Raw genomic sequence first — 17692 nt, 5'->3', positions numbered from 1 at the left:
TGTCCGGTACGTATGCATCTACAGCGCAAGGAGTAAGACATGAAAGCGCACGTCAGCTCGATCCTTCTTGGTGTCCGGGACATGGACCGGGCCAAGCGGTTCTATACAGAGGGGCTCGGCTGGAAGATCCAGAGCGACTTCGGCGTCTCGGTGTTCTTCGCATCGGACGGCGCATCGCCGTCGGTTTCTACAGCCGCGAGGGCCTGGCCGACCAGGTGGGCACGGACCAGGAAGGCAGCGGCTTCAGCGGACTGGTTCTGACCTACGTCGTCCGCAGTGAGACGCGGGTCGACGAGATCATGGCGGAGGCCCGGCAGGCCGGGGCTACGGTCCTCAAGCCGGCCGGCGCTCTGCCGTGGGGTGGGTACGGCGGCACCTTCGCCGACCCGGATGGCTACATCTGGAGCCTCGGCTACAGCGACCAAGGAACCGACCAGCCCTACGCCGAGTAGCCGGGATCTCTTGCCTTACCGCCGTCCAGGGCGGCGTGGCGCGTGCCGCAGCCCTCCAGGACATGGCAATGGTCCCGGTGTGGGGAAGTGGAGGCGGGTACCCGGAGCCGGTGGGTCGGATCCGTGGTGAGCCGGCAGAACAACAGGAGAAACGTCATGAAGTTTCGGGCACATGTCGAGCCACCTGAGCCCATGCGGGGCCTGGAAGTTCCGCCCGAGGTGGTAGCGGCGCTCGGCGGGGGCGCGCGGCCGCCAGTGACGATCACGGTCAACGGGCATTGCTGGAAGAGCCGGGTCGCCCTCCTGCGTGGCCGCCACCTGCTCGGCCTCAGCAACGCCAACCGGCAGGCCGCCGGTGTCGAGATCGGCGAAGAGGTCGAGGTCGAGCTGGAGCTCGACACCGAGCCGCGCGTCGTCGTCGAGCCTGCGGACTTCGCTCATGCTCTGGATGACGACCCGGCCATCCGCGCCGCGTACGACAACCTTGCCTACAGCCGCAAGCGCGAGCATGTGCGCGCCATCGAGAGTGCGAAGAAGCCCGAGACCCGCCAACGGCGCATCGAGAAGGCCATCGCCACCCTGCGGGGCTGACCCCCGAAAGTAAGGACTCCGGCCGCACCGCAATCGCCGTGCGGAGGCCGGACCCTGCCCAATCCCCCTGAAGGGACAAGCATGTCGAAGCGACTCATGACCGGTCTGTACTGGTTCCTGGCCTTTGAGTTCGCGCTGGGCGCCGTGACCAAGTACTGGCCGGGCGACACGGTATTCAGCTCGGCGTACTCCGTGAAGTTCACTGAGTGGGGATACCCGTCCTGGATGCGCTTCGTGGTCGGGGCCCTAGAAGGTGCGGCCGCCGTCCTGCTGGTGATCCCCGATAGGCGAACACGCTTCCTGGGCGCCAAGACGCTGATGTTCGTGCTCACCGGCGCGGTCACCACCCACATCGTCAACCATGACCCGGCGGTGGAGAGCTGGGCCGCGCCGACCCACCTCGTCATCATGGGCATCCTCGCGCTGGCCAACTGGCCCGCCGACTGGCGAGACCTCCTGCGGGTTCCTGCCGCGCCGACAGCCCGAACACCACGGCCATCCAACGAACGGCCATCCAACGAAATGACAAGGGTGCAGCACCTTGGAGGGAATCCCTGACCTACACCGACCCGCGGCGGCCGCGCCGCTCTGCTGGACCCGGGCGCCGATTGGTCCGGAGGTGGAGCAAGACGCTGAGGGAGGGCCACAACGACGAAGGCCCAGGTCTCTGACCTGGGCTTCTCTCAAGAGCGGGTGACGAGAATCGAACTCGCGCTCTGAGCTTGGGAATCACCCTGCACTGCGGCATCAACATGCCACCTGACCTGCGGGAACAGGCTGATGCTGCCAGAGTCCGAGTGCCGTCTCGGTACCTGTGCTGACCGCTCTTTACCGCTGCTACTGGCACGTTATGGCACGGTCACGTCGGTGCGGCCCGCGGGGTTGTCGCCTGACGGGTTACGTAGGAATCAGGCTCCGTACCGGCTACGTAGATCCCCGGTGATCTGCGACATGAGCGCAGTCGAGTCCTGTGGTGCCATGTCCGAGACCGGAAGCTCCATCGGGGGGTCACAAGCGGCCAGTCCGGTCTCCTTGTCCACTATCGCCGAGAGAGCGAAGACCTTGCCGGCGACGGCGCCGGACAGTCGGAGCTACACAAGGGCGACGAAGTTCGCTGCTGTGCCGATGAGTACGCCGACGAGCAGCGTGATGGGCCCCCGGTACATTCCCCAAAAGGACTGCTTGGAACCCGCGAGGTACCCCCGCAGGCCATCCAGCTGATCCCACAGGGATCGCCGCGTAGACGTGAGATCTTCCTGGAATTCCGTCTTCAGGCGAGTGCGGAGCCTTTCGTCCCGTTGATCGAGTTTCGTGGGCAGGGACTGCCTCCACGCCTCAAGTTCCTGCACTCGGAGTTCAAGAGATCTTGCTTCGCTTGTATGGACGTGTGAATCGAAGGCTTCGACTGCAGCGCCAGTGTCCGAACTGTAGACCCTGAGTGGCCGGGAGAGAAACTCATCGAGACGTCGTTGAACTCGCCTGATATCGAAAATCGTCAGCGCGATGCCACCCGCTTCGAGGGCCGCTGACACAGCGTAGAGAATCCTGACAGTACAAGACATGTCGGGATGGTACTGCAGGTGTGCCGAGTGGAGTTCTTTGTGGGGGTGTCAGTTTGCCCTCTGAGAGGAGCGCGCTTTGCCCCTCGACCTCCGCTGACCATGCGCACCTCCTGATCCTGGCCTCTAGCTGGTTCGGGACACGCTCCCCCGATAGCTACGTGCGTCGCCTATCAGAGGTCTGGCCAGTCAAAACCTGGCTAGCCATTTTGGTGAAAATTTCTCTTCCGATGAATACGTCATTCATCTTCTCTCCGGCCAGGTCAACGTCGCGCTGCGACGGAGTTTCTAGCCGTAGTCTCCTAACTATGCTCTCGGTAGCGTCAGCGTAGCCCCAGAGTTTCCACTTCACCTTTTCGGCCTGTTCAGCTACAGAGTGTGGGCCGAGCATGATGATGCGATTAAGAGGGTGCTGCACAGCGTCGACCAGGTTATGGGCCTGGTCGATTTCGATGCTCGACGCCGCCTCTGATCTATTTCCCGCGAAGTCGGGAGAGGATATCTGGGCTAGAACCTCATCGAATTTGATGGAGCACTTGTAGATTGCATCATTGGCGACTTCGCACGTGGTCAGGTACTCGACGTAAGCTTGTTCCCTTTGGGTGCGTAGCCACTGAGAATGCGCGATCTCGCCTTGATCTCTTACTTGCCGCCGTCCCGCCCGGTATGCGATTACAGCACCCGCAAGCGTGACGCTCGCAGCGATCCCGGCTGCGAGGATCGTAGCCAACTGTCCGTCCATGGATGGATGTTCCCCTACCAGGCGACGTCACCGCAGCCCCCAACTCCCATCCTGTCTGCCGTCGACCTACACGTATGTGGGGCGGGCGCGGTGCCGGGCGTTCAGGGCAGTGCTGCCTCGATGCTCATCCTGGGGAAAGCGTCGTCCACCATCGAGGGGACGAGCGGGAGGCGATGGCTGCGGTAGAGGGGGCTCGTGTAGACCCGCCGGATGTATGCAACGTAGCGATGGGCCGCGAACTGGCATTGGCCCGCCGTCAAACTCTCTGCCCGTCGCTTCGCTGGTGCATGGGGGATCGCCAGGCTCAGACGGATGACCTCGACCTACCGTCTTCGGGTCGCCGGCGGCCCCTCGGTGAATCGGCGATGTCGGAAGGCTACCCAGCGTCTCCTGTCGGAGCATTAATGTGGACAAACACGCGCGGCGGAAGGACGAGGCATGCCGGAAGTGCCCGCAAGGAATGAAGAGTCGGCGTTGGCGGAGGCTCTAAAGCAGGCCGAGGTCGGCGATGCGGTCGCATCCGAGCTTGAAAAGTGGCAGCAAGCGAACGACACGCGGATCGTCTTCGATCGATGGCTCACGCCTGGCAAGAGCAGCGCGGTACTGGCGGCAGTGGCACTGACCGGCCCGTTTTTTAACGGCAAGGTCGTCATGAAGGTGTGCCCTCAGGGCACAGCCACCGGACGGGAGCCCGGTCGGCATGCCCGTGCGATCGAGGACGCCCCCGAGGGGTTCGCCGATCGCCATCTGGTGAAGCAGCCCGTTGGGCCCGTCAGCGTCCCGGGTGGTGTCAAGGTGATGTTCCAAGAGATCGCCGGCGGTAACATCCGTGACGTCCGACCGCTATCGGCCACCTTGCGCGGTCGTGATCTGCCGGAACTCGTCGGTGTCGTGGCGCGCTCGGTGCTCAGCGACTGGAACCCCAGGCCCTCAGGCATCCGGCGCATGACCCCGCGGGATTTCATCCTGGAGCATGTGGGCACCCGGATGGACAAGGACGGCCCGGTCGCGAAGCTGGCCGCGCAGCTGGCCTACGAGCCCGTGGACAAGGACGTGCCGCTCTGGGTCACCTTCGCAAACGGCGGGGTTGTACCGAACATGGTCGCCTGGCTGGACCGCGTCGTCTGGGACGGGCTGGACAGCGACCACGTGCTCGCGATCCTCGGCAGGGCCCATGGTGACCTTCACGCTGACAATATTCTGCTGCCGATGTCGCCAGTCGTGGACGCCACTGCGTACCGACTGATCGATCTCTCCGGATACCAGGCAGACGCACCGCTCTCCCGAGACCTCACCCATCTGACGCTGGCTCTCATTCTCCGGGAGTTGCCAGAGCTGACTGAGCGCCAACGCAGAGTCCTGGCTGAATTTCTGGTTGATCCCGAGGCGGACAGCGATGCCGTGCTCCACGTCGTGGGGCTGGGCAACCTCTCAAACGACATCGCCGAGGCCGGTGAGGCGTATGCGAAACAACTGTCGATGCCGGATGACTGGCAGGACCAGTACCTCCTGTCGCTGGCAGGGAACGCGCTGCTCTTTGCGACCCGAGAGGCGACGGTCGGGTCTCAGGAGCGGGCGTGGTGCTACCAATTGGCCTGCAGCGCCCTGGGCCGGTTCTTTTTCCTGCGTGGTCTTCATGCGCCCACGGCGTCGGCTCCTCGCTGCGGCCTCCTGCGAGCCATTGAGGCTGTTCCGGAGGTCTCGGGCGCGGTCGACCGCCTTGTCGAGGGCTGCGATCGCTGGAGTGCCCGCCGTACGACTGTGGCCATCATCGACTCGGCCGCCTTCGGGGAGGAAGACCTCCAGAAGTTCGCGGGGCTCGGCTGGAATCTAGTCGTAGAGCTCAACCTGGACACTGATGTCGACGGCGGCTGGAAGGCGGCTGCCTCTGCGGGCGGGGGCCGGATCCACCGGCTCCAACTGCGTGACCAAGAAATGATGTTCGGCCGCAACAGCACGAACTGGATCGCGGCTGCGGGGATCCGCGGGGCAGATCCGGTCTCCCCGACCACGGCCCTGCGCCGCTGGCGCTCGATGTATCTGCCGTTCGTACGGGAGTCAATCGAAGCAGTCAACCGTCACTCAGGGCGGCCGGCCACGGTCGTCTGCTTCGGCCAAGGCGGCAGCGCTGAAAGGGCACTGGTCGAGTCCTGCATCGACGTCTTCGAAGACCGGGCGAGGATTCTCTCGATCTCGGCCACCGGCGAGGGAAGCCTTGCCGAGTACGATGCCGAACTGCTCGCGTGCGAACCCGCCGACCTACTACGCGCGTTGCCTAAGCTCTCGTCGGTTGAGGTGCAGAACCGCAGACCTAGGGTGCCCGCCGAGAAGGGCTTCATGGAGGTCCCCGGCGGGTTGCTGTCGCGCTTCGAGGACACGGCGGTACTGCTGCACTCTGAGGTCGGGGTGGAGTCGGAGGCAGGCGAGTATGAGGTAGGCGCCTTCTACCGGGGCCGTCCCATCTCGTGGTTTGAGCTTGACCTTCACATGGACCTGCCACGGGCGATCACCGAGGACTTCACCGGCCAGGTGCGCACCGCTCTGGAGCAGCGCGACACCCTGCGGGTGATGCTCGCCCACAGCCCTGGCGCCGGGGGCACGACCATAGCCCGCCGGGTGTCCTGGACTCTCAAAGACGAGTTCCCCACGGTCGTGGCCCATGGCAGCCAGGACGAGGCAGTCCTCTCTCAGCTGGTATCCGACCTGTCGTCTGAGACTGGCAGCCCTGTCCTTCTCCTGCTTGAGCTCGTATCCGAGTCCTCCCAGCAGAGGCTGTACGAGCTACTGCGGGCGAGCAGCGTGCCGGCCGTAATGCTGATCACCACGCGTCGGAGTTCCGCCGGCGTCGGTACCGTCCAGACCTCGCCCCAGCGCAGCCTGCGGGTTGGGGCGATGAAGAGAAACGACCGGTTCGAGATGGCCCGGCACTTCACCGATCTAGTGCCGGACCGGGAGGAATCTCTGTTCGAGCTGGTTGCCGAGGAGTCAGATCACAGCGTTCCGTTCTTCTTCGCTTTGACCGCATTCAACAAGGAGTTCGAGGGGCTGCCCGGGTACGTCGCGCCGTTCCTCGACCAGGTGTCGGATGTCGACCGGGAGATCTGCACGTTGTTGGCCCTGGCCCACCGCTTCAGTGGTGTGGCAGTGCCCTCCGACCTGTTCACGGATCTGCTCGGGTTGGCACCGGCCGACGATGTGGATCTGCGTCTGCACGTCGACGATCGCGTGCTGCCACTCCTAATCGAGGAGAGTGACGGCATGTGGCGGCTATCGCACAGTCTGATCGCCGAGGAGGTGCTGCGGCAGCTGGTGGCCTCGCCCGGAGCGGCCACGGGGCCGGAGGACTGGAAGGCAGCGCTGCCAGGCTGGTGTGAAACGCTCATCGCCCAAGCTGGCCGGGTGTTCCAGAACCGTCTCCCGGATGATTTGAAGATCCTGCTTGACCGCCTCTTCATTATGAGGGATGCCCGGGAACCGGTGGAGTTCCAGCGGACTGGCGCCTACACGGAGCTGCTCCAGCAGATGACCGTGCCCGGGCGCAAGCAGGTAATTCACGCCCTGGTGCAGGCATTCCCGAAGGAATCGCACTACTGGGGCCATTACGGACGCCTGTTGTCCTATGACTCCAGGGACTTCCAAGGGGCCTTGAACGCGGTTGACAAGGCTATCTCGCTGGCCCCAAGCGACCCACTGCTGCATCACATGCGGGGCATGGTCTTTCGGAACGAGATCAGGTCCGTGATTGAGAACCGGACCCATTCCCAAGATGACATCAGAATCCGGGAGGGTCGGATCCTCGAGCTCGTGGAGTCCGCTCGAGTCTCCTTCGGCAAGGCCACGGAGTTGGACGACTCCAGCGAGTACGGCCACATCGCCTTGGCCCAAATGTGTATCAGGGTAATCGAGTTTGGGTTCTCACAGTCCGGCGTATCCACCTACTCGGAGTTCCTTGTCCGGCAGAGCGCCGGCGCTTACCGGGGGCTGCTGGAGGAAGCCGAGAACGCACTCGACGCGGTGCTTGAGATCCGCGGCTCGGACCGTCTGTCTTACCGGGCGGAGGAAACGGAAGCCGAACTGCAGAAACTTTATGACAACTACCAGGCGTTGCTGCAGGGTTGGCGGAATCTTCTCTCCCGCGCCGACGCGTTTAAGGCGCCGGTGCGGCGCCGACTGGCCCGTGCATACCGGCAGCGCAACGGGTCGTGGAGCAAGGCACCGGCGCCCGACGTGAGTCAGGCGGTCGAGCTACTTAATGCGAATCTCATGGACAACCCGCGCGACTTCACGAGTCTGCGCGAGTGGCTGCAGGCAGCGCGGTTCTTGCCGGCGTCCCTGGACCGCGCGGCTGATTACGTGACTACGTGGGCACGGACGGAGTCCACCCGTGACGCCCTGTTCTACGACTATGTGCTCGCATGCCTACGCGTTCTGGAAGGACAAGACTCGGCTATCGAGGAGTATCGCGCGAAGTTGAACCGGTGCCGGGATCGGGCCACTGGCTTTGCAAACCGTCACTCGACGGCTTACGAGTGGCTAGGGGACGGACGGGAACTGGGCCGCTTGGTCTCCCACCAAGACCTCAAGCAGTGGAACCGCCGAGAGGGAGAACTACCGCCCGCCCATCTGACTCGCCTCCGAGGTCGTGTTTCCCAGATCAGGAGCCGAGCCTCAGGGACCATCGACTTTGGTCGAAGCATCCAGGCATTCACGGTTCCAAGTCGGGCCGGATTGGTCCGTGGTGTGCATGAAAACTGGCCAGTTACCGCACTGATTGCCTTCCGCTACGACGGCCCCGAGGCGTGGGCGGTCGAACTCGGTACGCCCTGACCTGGACGGCACCGCCGGGTCGGCATGGCTCGCCCAAGGTCGATGCGTTTTCGAGCCCAGTGAGAGTGCCGCTGCCAGCGCCAGGCTCAGTTGATCGCCATTTCCCGGGGGGTGCTACGGGCAGGGCCGTTGAGGAGTTGGCTGGCTTCACTGAGCGCCTTAAAGGCGTGTGGAGGCGCTCGGTCTGACGCACCGACGCGAAGGAACTCCTCGAGCGCTGCAGCTGGTGGACTGCTGGTGTCACAGCAGTGTGCCCACTAAGTTCTGGGGTCGCTAGCTACTGAGCGCTGCGGAGTCCTCCCCCGGTCCGTACAGCGGCGCGTTGCTGGAAGGCGATCACCTTGCCTTGAGGCCTTGGCTTTGTGGGGTCGCTTCCGCGAGCCTGCGTAGGTGGTTTCGGTGCGATTGAACGCAGCACGGTCGCTTGAATTGCTAGTTGTTCAGATGCGGGAAGGTAGGGCTTGTCGCCGTACAGGCGTTCTAGCAAACTCCATAGAAGCAGGGGAGCTTCCTGGCCAACCGACACGGGCTCCTCCTTGCGCCAGCCGCGCTGAGTTAGCTGCACGTACAGTGATCGTTTGCGGCTTTCCCCGATGTTGCCTACGGAAGCGCCGCGAAGAATCAACGCCTGGATCGACACGCCCCACACTTGCTTTCGCCGGGCAAACCCCTCCAGGGTCAGACGGTCGGTGATCTCCTCTCGCGCCCTTTCGTACGGAACGAGGAAGGCCCCCGCGAAGCGGTTCGCTTCGCCTTCGGGATCTTCCGCGCGTGGCCGGAACGTGTGCAAGACGAGGTGTCCCAGCTCGTGAGCCAGTGTGAAGCGGTCCCGATCTCCTTGCATGCCAGGGAAGTAGGCGATCAGTGCTGTCTCGCCGATTCCTGCCCAGTAGGAGACGCCGAAGTGCTTGTTGGTGGGGCTGACCGAGTCTCCCGTGGGATCTGGGAGCACGATGGGGGCAACGGCCACACCAGCTCGCTCAAGTGCGCGCGTCATATGGGGGATCGGCTTGTCCGGAGCTAGCCGAAGAGCCACCCGAGTCTGTGCTGCCAGATCCTCGATGTCATCCGCGGTCAACTCAGCCGTGGTGGCAAATGGAAGTGGTGGCGCGGGGTAGCTGGCTTGGCTGGTGATCTCTTCTGTTACGCGGAAGCTTTCACCGTAAAACGCGCTGATTCGGCGAGTGACTGTCCGGCTGGCAGTCGCCATCTTGCGAAAGCGCAGCGAGTCCAAGGGGACGGACGAAGGCTGGGCGTGGAAGAAGCTCATTGGGGTATCCGTGGCCTCCGCGATCACCCGTAGCCGGTCCTCGGCCGGCTCCCGCGCACCCGTCTCCACCTGGGAGATCCAGCTTTGGCTGATGTTAGTCAGTCGGTGGAGATCAGCTCCCGTTAGCCCGAGGAGGGCGCGGAGTGTTCGCAGCCGCTCACCCGGAGAAGCCTCCAGTGCCGTCGGCATCGTTCGTCTCCTCTTCCGGAAGTTCGAGTTCTAGACCTTCATCTTGCGGCTCGAAGTGAAGGTCGTGCAGGTCGGACGCGCTAGCGAGGAGGGGGAAGTCAAGATCGACTCGCTGCTCCTTACCGAACCGCCACGTGCCGATCGTCCGCACCACTCGGAACAACGGTGCATCCTCAGCATCGACACGCCAGAGGATAAGCAGGTCGTTGTCTTCCGGTCCCACCAGGGTCGGCTGTCCGAATCTCTGCAGGGGGCGGTTCTGGTAGAAGGCTCGCCGCTGACGGTTAGGTCCAGGCGCCGGAACGTGATCGTCGCGGAAGCCGTGGAGTAGCCGCGTCCTGTACTCGTTGTTGGTGAGCCATAGCTCGCCGTTCCTGCGGTGATTGCCGCTGAGCCTCCAATCGCCGAGCGTGTCTGACTGCGACCCGAGACGCTGGTGGACGTGGGCGCGGGCCATGTGGGTTCGCATCCAGCCATAGGCGGGACCGCTCATCTCGGGGACTTGACTGCGCTGACGTTGGACGGCCCAGGCGAAGGCGTCGTGCAGCGGTTCACAGAGCTGCGCGGTGGCAGCGCGGATGTGCTCTACCTCATCCTTAATCACAGCCGTGAAAATATCACGGGAAAAGTTAAGGGTGTAGGGGTTCGTGCTTGCCGAGTCGCGCAGGAGGAGGAGAGTGCCGTATTTATCCTTTTGAAGACCTTTTTGTGCTGTCCTATGAGGCGAGGGCTGCAGGGTCAGTTCGTGACTCGGTTTGCTCGCTCGCGGAGTTCTTGGGCCTCAGGTAGCCCGCTGTATCGCCGTAGGCGAACGTGCATGTCCTGGAGGGCGGCCTGGACCTTGATCGAGCGGATGCCGTCGGCGCAGTCGAGGAACTCGCGCCAGGTTGCCATGGCGCCGTCGACGTCGCCTTGGCGTAGGCGTACGCCGCCGAGGTCGGCGAGGACGATGGCGCGGGTGCGGCGGCGGTCGAGGCCGTGGATGTCGAGGGCGAGGTGGAGGTGCTCTTCGGCGGCGTCGAGGTCGCCGAGGCGGGAGAGGATCATGCCGGATTCGTGGGCCCAGCGGCCTGGGGAGTAGTGGGCGGCCCAGGAATCGCTGCCTGCGGTGGGTGGTCTGCTGATGGCGGTCTCGGACATGGCGAGGTGTTTGGTCGCCATGCGGCGGTCGTCGTCCTGGGCGGCGGCGTTGGCCAGGGTGGCTTCGTAGTACGCGACGGCTCGCGGGTTGTCCAGGTGGCGGCCGTACTCCACGCAGGCTTCGCCGAGCTGGACGGCCTCGGCTCGGTATCCCAGGTCGACGCACTGGACGGCGAGCCCTCGCAGGGCGGTGGCGGACAGTTCCGCGTCGCCGGCCTCGGCGGCCAGGCGGAAGGAGTGGGCGTAGTAGCCCTGGGCGAGTCCGCGTAGTTCGGGGGTGTCGCCTTCGTCCTGGGCCATCCAGCCGGCGAGGTGGACGAGCTGGGAGGTCGCGGCGAACAGCTCGCGCCCGGTGGCTTCGGTGAAGCGGCCTTCCAACCAGGGAGCGACGTCCTGGGTCAGGTAGCGGACTGCCAGATGGCGCGCGTGGCCGCCGCCGAGTTCGGACGCGGAGTCGCCGAGGGCCTTCACCATGTGGCGCACCGCTGCGACTTCGCCCTTGCCGACGCGGGCGGTCCCGGGAGATGCGGTCGTGGTGCGGCGGGTGATGCTGTCCATGTCGGGCAGGCCGAGGGCGGACAGGGCGTATCCGCTGGAGGCGAGAATGAAATTCCGGCGGTCCACGTCGTTCCTTCCCAGCTGTAGGACTGAAGCCACGGTATCGGCGTGGAGTGCCACCGGCGCGATCTCCGGAAGGTTGATCGCTTCCGGGTCCAGTCCCAACACCTGGGCGATGTAGGGCCACCAGTGGTCCGGGGTCCGCTCCCCCTCGATCCAGCGCCGGGCGTGCTGGCGCTGCAGACGGCGAGGGTCGCCGCTCTCTGCCAGACCGAGCGCGCGTGCCAACTCCGAAGGTCCCCAGCCCCGTTCATGGCACGCGTGCTTGATCAGCTCGGCGACAGCCGGGTTCTTCGGCACCCCGTCACCCTCCCCACCTGGATTACGCGGGATTACGCAGGACTACATCCTGGGCCCTGCCCCGGGAGCTCGGATCGTCGTTGACTGAACATCACCCCTTGGATCTCCGATTGGCTCGAACAGGCCCTGCTCAGGGCCTGTTGGTGCCTGCCCGGACGCGCGAAAGGCATACCGGTGACGACGACCGACCACGACCTCCGTACCCACACGACCCCGCCCTCGGCGGTGGTCGAGACGACGCAGTATCCGGCGGCCGAAAGGGTGGCCGGGCCTGACCGCCGGCAGACGACCCCGATCGTCCGCGGCCTCGCCCTCCTGGACAAGGACCCCCGCTACGACCGCCGGACCGGGCACGCGGCCCTGCCGATCGAGGTGTCGTTCCTCGACGGCACGAAGACCACCGCGATGCTCGAACTGGCCCCGGGCAGAGTCCTCCTGTTGAGCGCCCAGCTTGAGCGGGCTGTCGCCCTGCGCGCGAAGGCCCAGGAAGCAGCGGCCACGTGAGCCGGCCCGCGTTATCCGATCCGCTCGGAACCGCCCTGACCTGGGTGTGGGCGTTCGGCACGGCCGCAGGACTCGCCATGGTGGGCCTGCTCGCGCAGGGCGAGTCCTCGGCTGATCGGGACTTTCTGACACATCCCTCGCTCAATGTCGACGACCCCGGCCCGGACGACCCCGCCGGATAGACCACTGCGGCCCCGCCATGCCCTCCCTGCTCTGCACCACCTGCGAAGGGAAGCCGATGATCAGCCAGCTCAGCAGTGAAACGCAGCCCCTGCCCGTGTCGGTCGCGTTCAGCGGTCCGGACAATACCGGGAAGACCAAACAGATCGGAATCCTCGCCCGCCGCATGGGCTCCGCCGCCACCTCCGCGGGCCCTCTCGACCACTACGACCCGCGCTGGGCTGCGATCAAAGCTGAGGGCATGGGCCGCTGGTGGTTCGAGACCGGCCCGGTTGAGGAGGTCGCCGATGTCCTCGCCCACTCCTACCTGGAGCGCTCCCGGCAACGGTTCAATGCGCCGGTGCGGTTCCTGGACCGGGGAATCCCGATGCTGGAGGCATCCCTCGCGGCCACCGTCGCCGTACGGGAGAACCTGAATACCCGGCAGGCCACCGACCGCGCTCGCTCCCTCGTGGCGTCGTACGAGTCCGATCTCCGGGCGGCGGAAGACGGTGAACGCGCACTTCTGCTTCTCCACTGCGACGACGTCGAGGAAGGTACCCGCCGGAGCCTGTCCCACGAGGCCACCGTCACGGACATCTACGCGGATTACCAACGGCGTCTCCACGAGCAGATCAACCGACTCGTCGCGGACGACCGGTTCGCCGCGGTTATCCGGATCGGCGACCGGCCGACCATCACTATCCAGGACGAGGTCCGCCGGCTCCTGGCCCCACTGCACCCCGCCATTCCGAGCAGGGCGATGGGGGGCGTGCACGTCGTCGCACTGGGAGGGATGTCGGAGAGCGGCAAGAGCATGGCCGGTGAGTACTTACGGACCCATCACGGGCACGCCCGCCTCAAGATCGGCTATCTGATCGAGGACGCCGCGGACCGGGCGGGCATCGCAGACCCGTACCGGCTGGCCCCGGTCGTCCAGACCGAGCTGATCGTGGACGGCCTGGACCGGTACTGCGAGGCTCACCACTTCCTCGACTCCGTCAGCGTCGAGTCGCTGCACGACTTCGACTCGGCGGTTGAGCTCGCCAGGATGCTCGGCCCTCAGCTCACCATCACCTACCTGGACACCTCCTCGGCAATCCGCGCGCAGCGCGGCACCGCCGGTGCCCAGGACGTCGCCGACCGCGACCTCGTCAAGAGCGCCCGTGGTGCCGACAAAATCGCCTCCATCGCCCAGGAGGTCATCCGCAACGATGGACCGCGTCTGCAACTGGAGCGCCGACTGGATCACCTGGCGCTGACCCACCGGTGGCCCTCGCACCAACCGAGCACCATGCCGGTCAACGCCCTGGGCCTGCCGGTGCACCTGGAGTCCTACCTTTCTGAACTCCTCGATCGCTTGACCACCGCACCGCAGCCGCTGATCGATCTGCTGGCCGTCACGGGCAGTGGCGCCCGGGGCAAGTACCAGCACGGCTGGAGCGACCTCGATGTGTTCGTTGTCGCCGAGGCCGAGTCCCTGGACGGGATGCGCCGTGTCCTGGCCAACCTGGAAGCCGAACTCGGAGGCGTCAAACTCGGACTGACCGTACTGACCCGTGCCGAGTGCCGGACCGGCGCCGTCACCTCCAGACTCCTGCACGTCCTCGCGCTCATCGGCAGCGGCGGCCTCGTCCCCCTGTGGTGCGCTCCCGGCCTCGCCCTGCCCGCCCCGGACGCAGCCACCGACATCGACGTGAGCCTGCGCGACGGGATCCAGGCCGCCGTCGAGATCCGCCGCCAGCTCCTCAAGGGCGCGCCCGACCTCCGTGACCTCTACAAGGTCACCGCGCTCCTGGCGAAGATCCAGCTGCGGTTCGGCGGGATCGAGTGCCCCTCCGACGGCGACGCCCTTCGAGTACTCGTCGAAGCGAGGCACCACGACACGAGCATGGTCTCGGCGGCCCGCACCGAGCACGCTGCCGCAACGGAACTGGCCCTGGTCATTTTGCGGAGCTGGCTGGCCACCCTCCCGGGGAAGGCGACGTGAGCGTGAGGGGCAGGTCGAGAGAGGCGGCGGGGACGATCACCTTCCACAAGGAAGTCACGACCCGGGAGGCGGCCGAACGTGAAGCCAGGGGCTGGGCGCAGCTTGTCTCCCGGATACAGGTTCCGGCCCTGCGGGGACGTCCGGCGTTGCCGGGTCGCCATCTGCTCGCGTACGAGGACGTCTTCGCCAGCGGACGATGCGAGCTGCTGCTCGGCGACGTGATCGCCCTGGCCGACCGCGACCCAGGCATGCTGCCGCGCCTGGTCTGCCTCGTGGATGGTGTTTGCCACGACCTGCGGATGGCGGCCGAGGAGACCGGGAAGGTGGTCCCGATGGCCGAGTGCGTGCCGGACCTCTACCTCGACCGGATCCGGCCTGGCGGACGGCTCGACCGCTGGTTCCTGCGACGGGGCCTGCCGATCACCCTGCCTTACGCCGATGTGACCCTGACTGTCCAGGAGCTGGCCAGCTACTCGGTCACCGCCAACGGCCGACCGCTCACTCTGAACGTCGCCGCTGTCATCGATAGTGCGCGCCACGCTCTGAGCCCTGACCGGCGGCGGCTATCCGGGCTGACGCAGGGGGACCCCACCGAGCCCAACATCGCCGACCCGCTGTGCTGGCTCGACTTCGAGTTCGCCGGCCGCAACACCACCGCGGGCGAAGCCGCGAACCTGCTCTGGTACCTCATGGCCCTGGGCGGTTGGCTCGTCCCCCGCTATCAGCCCGACGTGTACGCCCGCACCCTGCGCCTGGCCCTGCCCTCTCACGCCGGCCCTCGCGTCGACCATCTGGAACTGCGCGCCGCCACCCGGCACATCGACATCAGGTACTCCTGGAACACCGGCGCCGGCCGTCACGCTGCCCTCGCGGGAGCGCTTCACAGCCTCTGCGGCCAGGCCGGCGGCATCGGCATGGAGGAGCTCCGTGCCTTCCTTGCCCTGCGCATCCTCGGCGTCATTCCGGCCGCCCGGCTGACCGGCGAGGACCTGCTGCTCGTCCTGATCAAGCTTGCCGAGAGCCAGGACCCCGGAACCGACCTCGACGCCTTCTTCTTCACCGCACCGGCCCTTCATTCCGACCCCGGCGAACGGAGCCTCGATGTCCCTGCCCCTGCTTGAGACCCACCTCCAGGCCCGGCCGCTGCAAGGCCGGACCGCCCTTGTCACCGGGGGCGCCACCGGCATCGGCGCCGAGATCGGCCGCGCCCTCGCCATCTCAGGAGCCACTGTCGCCATCAACCACCTCGGTCAGGAGCGGGAGGCCCGGGCACTCCTCGCCACCTTCGACCGCGGCGGCAGTCCTGGCGTGGCCATCGACGCCGACCTGACCGACCCTGACGCCGTGCAGACGATGATCGACCAGGTCCGTGCCGAGGCCGGCCCGATCGACATCCTGGTGAACAATGCCGGGGCCTACCCCCGTGTTCCGTGGCGGGACACCGACGAGGTTGCCTGGGCGTACTCCCTCGACGTGAACCTCACCGCCCACTACCGCGCCTGCCACGCGGTGACTCCCGGCATGGTCGAACGGCGCTGGGGCCGCATCGTGAACATCGGCAGCGTCAACGCCCGCGTCGGCCGGACCAACCTCGTCGCCTACAGCACCGCGAAGGCAGGGCTGCTCGGCCTCACCCGTTCCCTCGCACGCGAGCTTGGCCCGTACGGGGTCTGCGTCAACACGGTCTTGCCCGGCGCCATCCAGGTCGAGGCCGAGACCGCGATCCCCGCCCGTCATCGCGCCCGCCCGGAGGACCAGATCAACCGCCAGTGCGTACCCCGCCGCGGAAGGCCCGAAGACGTCGCGGCGCTCGTGGCGTTCCTCGTAGGGCCCTCCGCGTCGTTCATCACTGGGCAATCCGTCCACGTCGATGGCGGCTGGCTGCTGCACTGAGACCGTCCACAAGCAAGGAGACAAAGCCGAATGATCGAACGAGTCCGCGCCGTTCTCGTCACCGAGAACGACACGATGCTGGTCATCCGCCGCACCAAGCCCGGCCTTCCCGCGTACTGGGTGCTTCCCGGCGGCGGCGTCGAAGCCGACGACGAGTCCAGGGAGGCCGCCCTCCACCGGGAGATCCACGAGGAGATCGCAGGTAAGGCCGACATCGTCCGCCTCCTGCACACGATGGAGTCCGACGACGAGCGTCAGCTCTTCTACCTGACCCGCATCGCGACCTGGTCCTTCGAAGACCGCACCGGGCCCGAGTTCAGCGCCGAAGGCCGGGGCGAATACGTGTTGGAGGAGGTCCCACTGACCGTCGAAGGGATCGGCGCCATCGATCTCAAGCCCGAAGAGATCGCCCACGTCCTCCGAGGCGCCATCGGTGACGGAACCCTCTCAGGCACTACTACGGCCTGACCTGCGGAACGTGGGCATGCCGCTGGGACCAGCGCTGAAGTGCGCTGATCCCAGCGGCTTTTGCCGTGTCAGACCCGCGTGGTCAGACGGCCAGTGAGGGCGCGTGCATGCGGGCTGAGCCCGTCGAGGATTTCCTGGGCGTAGGGAGTGTTCGGGTGGGCTCCGAGTTTCTGGACCCCAGTCCAGTTCTTCGCGAGCTGTTCAAGGGCCTGCTGGGTGCGGTTGATGATCTCTTGCCGCTGAGCGAGGAACTGCTCGGCGCTCTGGTGGGCCTGGTGCCAGGTGATGCTTCCCCGCTCGGCACGCTGGCCCAGGGGTGGCGTGGTGTCGCCATCGGCGAGACAGATGGCGTCGGCATCCCGCACACGCTGGCGAAGCTGTTCTTCCTCGCGTCGCGCGTCGAGTGCCGTGGTGGCCTCGTCGAGGGTGAGGAGTCCCTCGACTACCTGGTCAGCGAGATCAGGGGCGTGCTGGCTCAGGTAGTTGTGCTTGGCCTGCATGGCGGCGGCGTGGGCTTTGATTTCGCGGACGGTGCGGTATGCGGCGTCGAGATGGAGCTTGCCGGTGCGGACCAGTTCTGCGAGGTCGGGGGCGTGCTTGAGGACCGTGGCGGCATTGGAGAGGCGGGTGAGACTGACGGCGTGGAGCTTGGCGTGGTCCCGCAGGGAGTGTTCCGAAATTGAACGGGCCATTTCGGTGATCATGGCCTTCTGGCCTTTGCTCATGTGTCGGCGTCGCAGGTTGCTGGCGAGGATCAGCTGCACTGGGTCGGTGCCGGTGTAGGTGGTGAAGAGGGGCTCGACGCCGGCGATCTCGCAGGCGGCGAGACGGTTACGGCCATCGAGGAGGACGCCGTCGGCGTCACGGACGATTGGCGTGTGCTGGCCTTCGGTCTTGATGGACTCGGCGAGATCGTGCAGTTCGTCCTCGCGGAGCATGGGGAAGATGTCGGCGGCGGGGTGGGGCTTCAGAGCGGGCTCCAGGTCGGGT

General features: G+C 65.9%; 17 protein-coding genes. 11 read left to right on the top strand and 6 right to left on the bottom strand.

Features of this window, described 5'->3' with window-relative positions; all coding sequences use genetic code 11:
- Window positions 1-39 precede the first annotated feature (39 nt).
- From AB0C82_RS31165 to AB0C82_RS31150, 4 genes are all read left to right on the top strand, one after another.
- The gene (locus AB0C82_RS31165) at window positions 40-261 is read left to right on the top strand and encodes a VOC family protein (protein WP_362848535.1); all 222 of its coding nucleotides are present in this window, start codon (window positions 40-42) and stop codon (window positions 259-261) included.
- The gene (locus AB0C82_RS31160) at window positions 216-452 is read left to right on the top strand and encodes a VOC family protein (RefSeq protein WP_362848533.1); all 237 of its coding nucleotides are present in this window, start codon (window positions 216-218) and stop codon (window positions 450-452) included. Before AB0C82_RS31165 ends, AB0C82_RS31160 begins: the two co-directional genes overlap by 46 nt.
- Window positions 453-608: 156 nt before the next feature.
- Window positions 609-1043, top strand: coding sequence for a YdeI/OmpD-associated family protein (locus tag AB0C82_RS31155; RefSeq protein WP_362848530.1), 435 nt, complete (start codon window positions 609-611; stop codon window positions 1041-1043).
- 81 nt (window positions 1044-1124) lie between these two features.
- Entirely contained in the window at window positions 1125-1601 is a 477-nt protein-coding gene (locus AB0C82_RS31150; protein WP_362848528.1) for a DoxX family protein, read from the top strand.
- Window positions 1602-2134: 533 nt separating this feature from the next.
- Here AB0C82_RS31150 and AB0C82_RS31145 read toward each other — a convergent pair.
- The gene (locus AB0C82_RS31145) at window positions 2135-2605 is read right to left on the bottom strand and encodes a hypothetical protein (RefSeq protein ID WP_362848525.1); all 471 of its coding nucleotides are present in this window, start codon (window positions 2603-2605) and stop codon (window positions 2135-2137) included.
- Between the two features lie 154 nt (window positions 2606-2759).
- Window positions 2760-3344, bottom strand: a complete 585-nt coding sequence (locus AB0C82_RS31140) for a hypothetical protein (protein ID WP_362848522.1) — start codon at window positions 3342-3344, stop codon at window positions 2760-2762.
- Between the two features lie 438 nt (window positions 3345-3782).
- Between AB0C82_RS31140 and AB0C82_RS31135 the strand changes: the two genes are divergently transcribed.
- Entirely contained in the window at window positions 3783-8171 is a 4389-nt protein-coding gene (locus tag AB0C82_RS31135; protein WP_362848519.1) for a hypothetical protein, read from the top strand.
- Window positions 8172-8448: 277 nt separating this feature from the next.
- Here the strand turns inward: AB0C82_RS31135 and AB0C82_RS31130 are convergent, their stop codons facing one another.
- The 3 genes from AB0C82_RS31130 to AB0C82_RS31120 all read right to left on the bottom strand — a co-directional run bounded on the left by AB0C82_RS31130 (window position 8449) and on the right by AB0C82_RS31120 (window position 11688).
- Window positions 8449-9630: an XRE family transcriptional regulator gene (locus AB0C82_RS31130; RefSeq protein ID WP_362848516.1), complete on the bottom strand. Its 1182-nt coding sequence runs from the start codon at window positions 9628-9630 to the stop codon at window positions 8449-8451.
- Window positions 9599-10234: a hypothetical protein gene (locus tag AB0C82_RS31125; protein ID WP_362848513.1), complete on the bottom strand. Its 636-nt coding sequence runs from the start codon at window positions 10232-10234 to the stop codon at window positions 9599-9601. The genes AB0C82_RS31130 and AB0C82_RS31125 overlap by 32 nt, the downstream gene beginning before the upstream one ends.
- A 134-nt stretch (window positions 10235-10368) precedes the next feature.
- The gene (locus tag AB0C82_RS31120; RefSeq protein ID WP_362848510.1) at window positions 10369-11688 is read right to left on the bottom strand and encodes a tetratricopeptide repeat protein; all 1320 of its coding nucleotides are present in this window, start codon (window positions 11686-11688) and stop codon (window positions 10369-10371) included.
- A gap of 174 nt (window positions 11689-11862) precedes the next feature.
- On the opposite strand from AB0C82_RS31120, the gene AB0C82_RS31115 reads away from it, so the two are divergent.
- Genes AB0C82_RS31115 through AB0C82_RS31090 form a run of 6 tightly spaced genes read left to right on the top strand, consistent with a single transcriptional unit; the run spans window position 11863 to window position 16702 of the window.
- Window positions 11863-12192: a hypothetical protein gene (locus AB0C82_RS31115; protein WP_362848507.1), complete on the top strand. Its 330-nt coding sequence runs from the start codon at window positions 11863-11865 to the stop codon at window positions 12190-12192.
- The gene (locus tag AB0C82_RS31110) at window positions 12189-12374 is read left to right on the top strand and encodes a hypothetical protein (RefSeq protein ID WP_362848504.1); all 186 of its coding nucleotides are present in this window, start codon (window positions 12189-12191) and stop codon (window positions 12372-12374) included. The genes AB0C82_RS31115 and AB0C82_RS31110 overlap by 4 nt, the downstream gene beginning before the upstream one ends.
- A 56-nt stretch (window positions 12375-12430) precedes the next feature.
- Window positions 12431-14341 (top strand): nucleotidyltransferase domain-containing protein, encoded by a 1911-nt coding sequence (locus tag AB0C82_RS31105; protein WP_362848501.1) that lies wholly within the window; start codon window positions 12431-12433, stop codon window positions 14339-14341.
- The gene (locus AB0C82_RS31100) at window positions 14338-15462 is read left to right on the top strand and encodes a hypothetical protein (RefSeq protein WP_362848498.1); all 1125 of its coding nucleotides are present in this window, start codon (window positions 14338-14340) and stop codon (window positions 15460-15462) included. The genes AB0C82_RS31105 and AB0C82_RS31100 overlap by 4 nt, the downstream gene beginning before the upstream one ends.
- Window positions 15443-16234: a 3-oxoacyl-ACP reductase FabG gene (fabG, locus tag AB0C82_RS31095; RefSeq protein ID WP_362848496.1), complete on the top strand. Its 792-nt coding sequence runs from the start codon at window positions 15443-15445 to the stop codon at window positions 16232-16234. Before AB0C82_RS31100 ends, fabG begins: the two co-directional genes overlap by 20 nt.
- Window positions 16235-16264: 30 nt before the next feature.
- Entirely contained in the window at window positions 16265-16702 is a 438-nt protein-coding gene (locus AB0C82_RS31090) for an NUDIX domain-containing protein (RefSeq protein WP_362848493.1), read from the top strand.
- Between the two features lie 68 nt (window positions 16703-16770).
- Here the strand turns inward: AB0C82_RS31090 and AB0C82_RS31085 are convergent, their stop codons facing one another.
- Window positions 16771-17640 carry a ParB/RepB/Spo0J family partition protein gene (locus AB0C82_RS31085; RefSeq protein WP_362848490.1) on the bottom strand — a complete coding sequence of 290 codons (870 nt, stop codon included), beginning with the start codon at window positions 17638-17640 and terminating at the stop codon, window positions 16771-16773.
- Window positions 17641-17692 lie beyond the last annotated feature (52 nt).

It is taken from the genome of Streptomyces sp. NPDC048560, from assembly GCF_040650955.1.
Taxonomy (GTDB): Bacteria; Actinomycetota; Actinomycetes; order Streptomycetales; family Streptomycetaceae; genus Streptomyces.
This window is presented reverse-complemented; position numbering and strand designations above follow the sequence as displayed.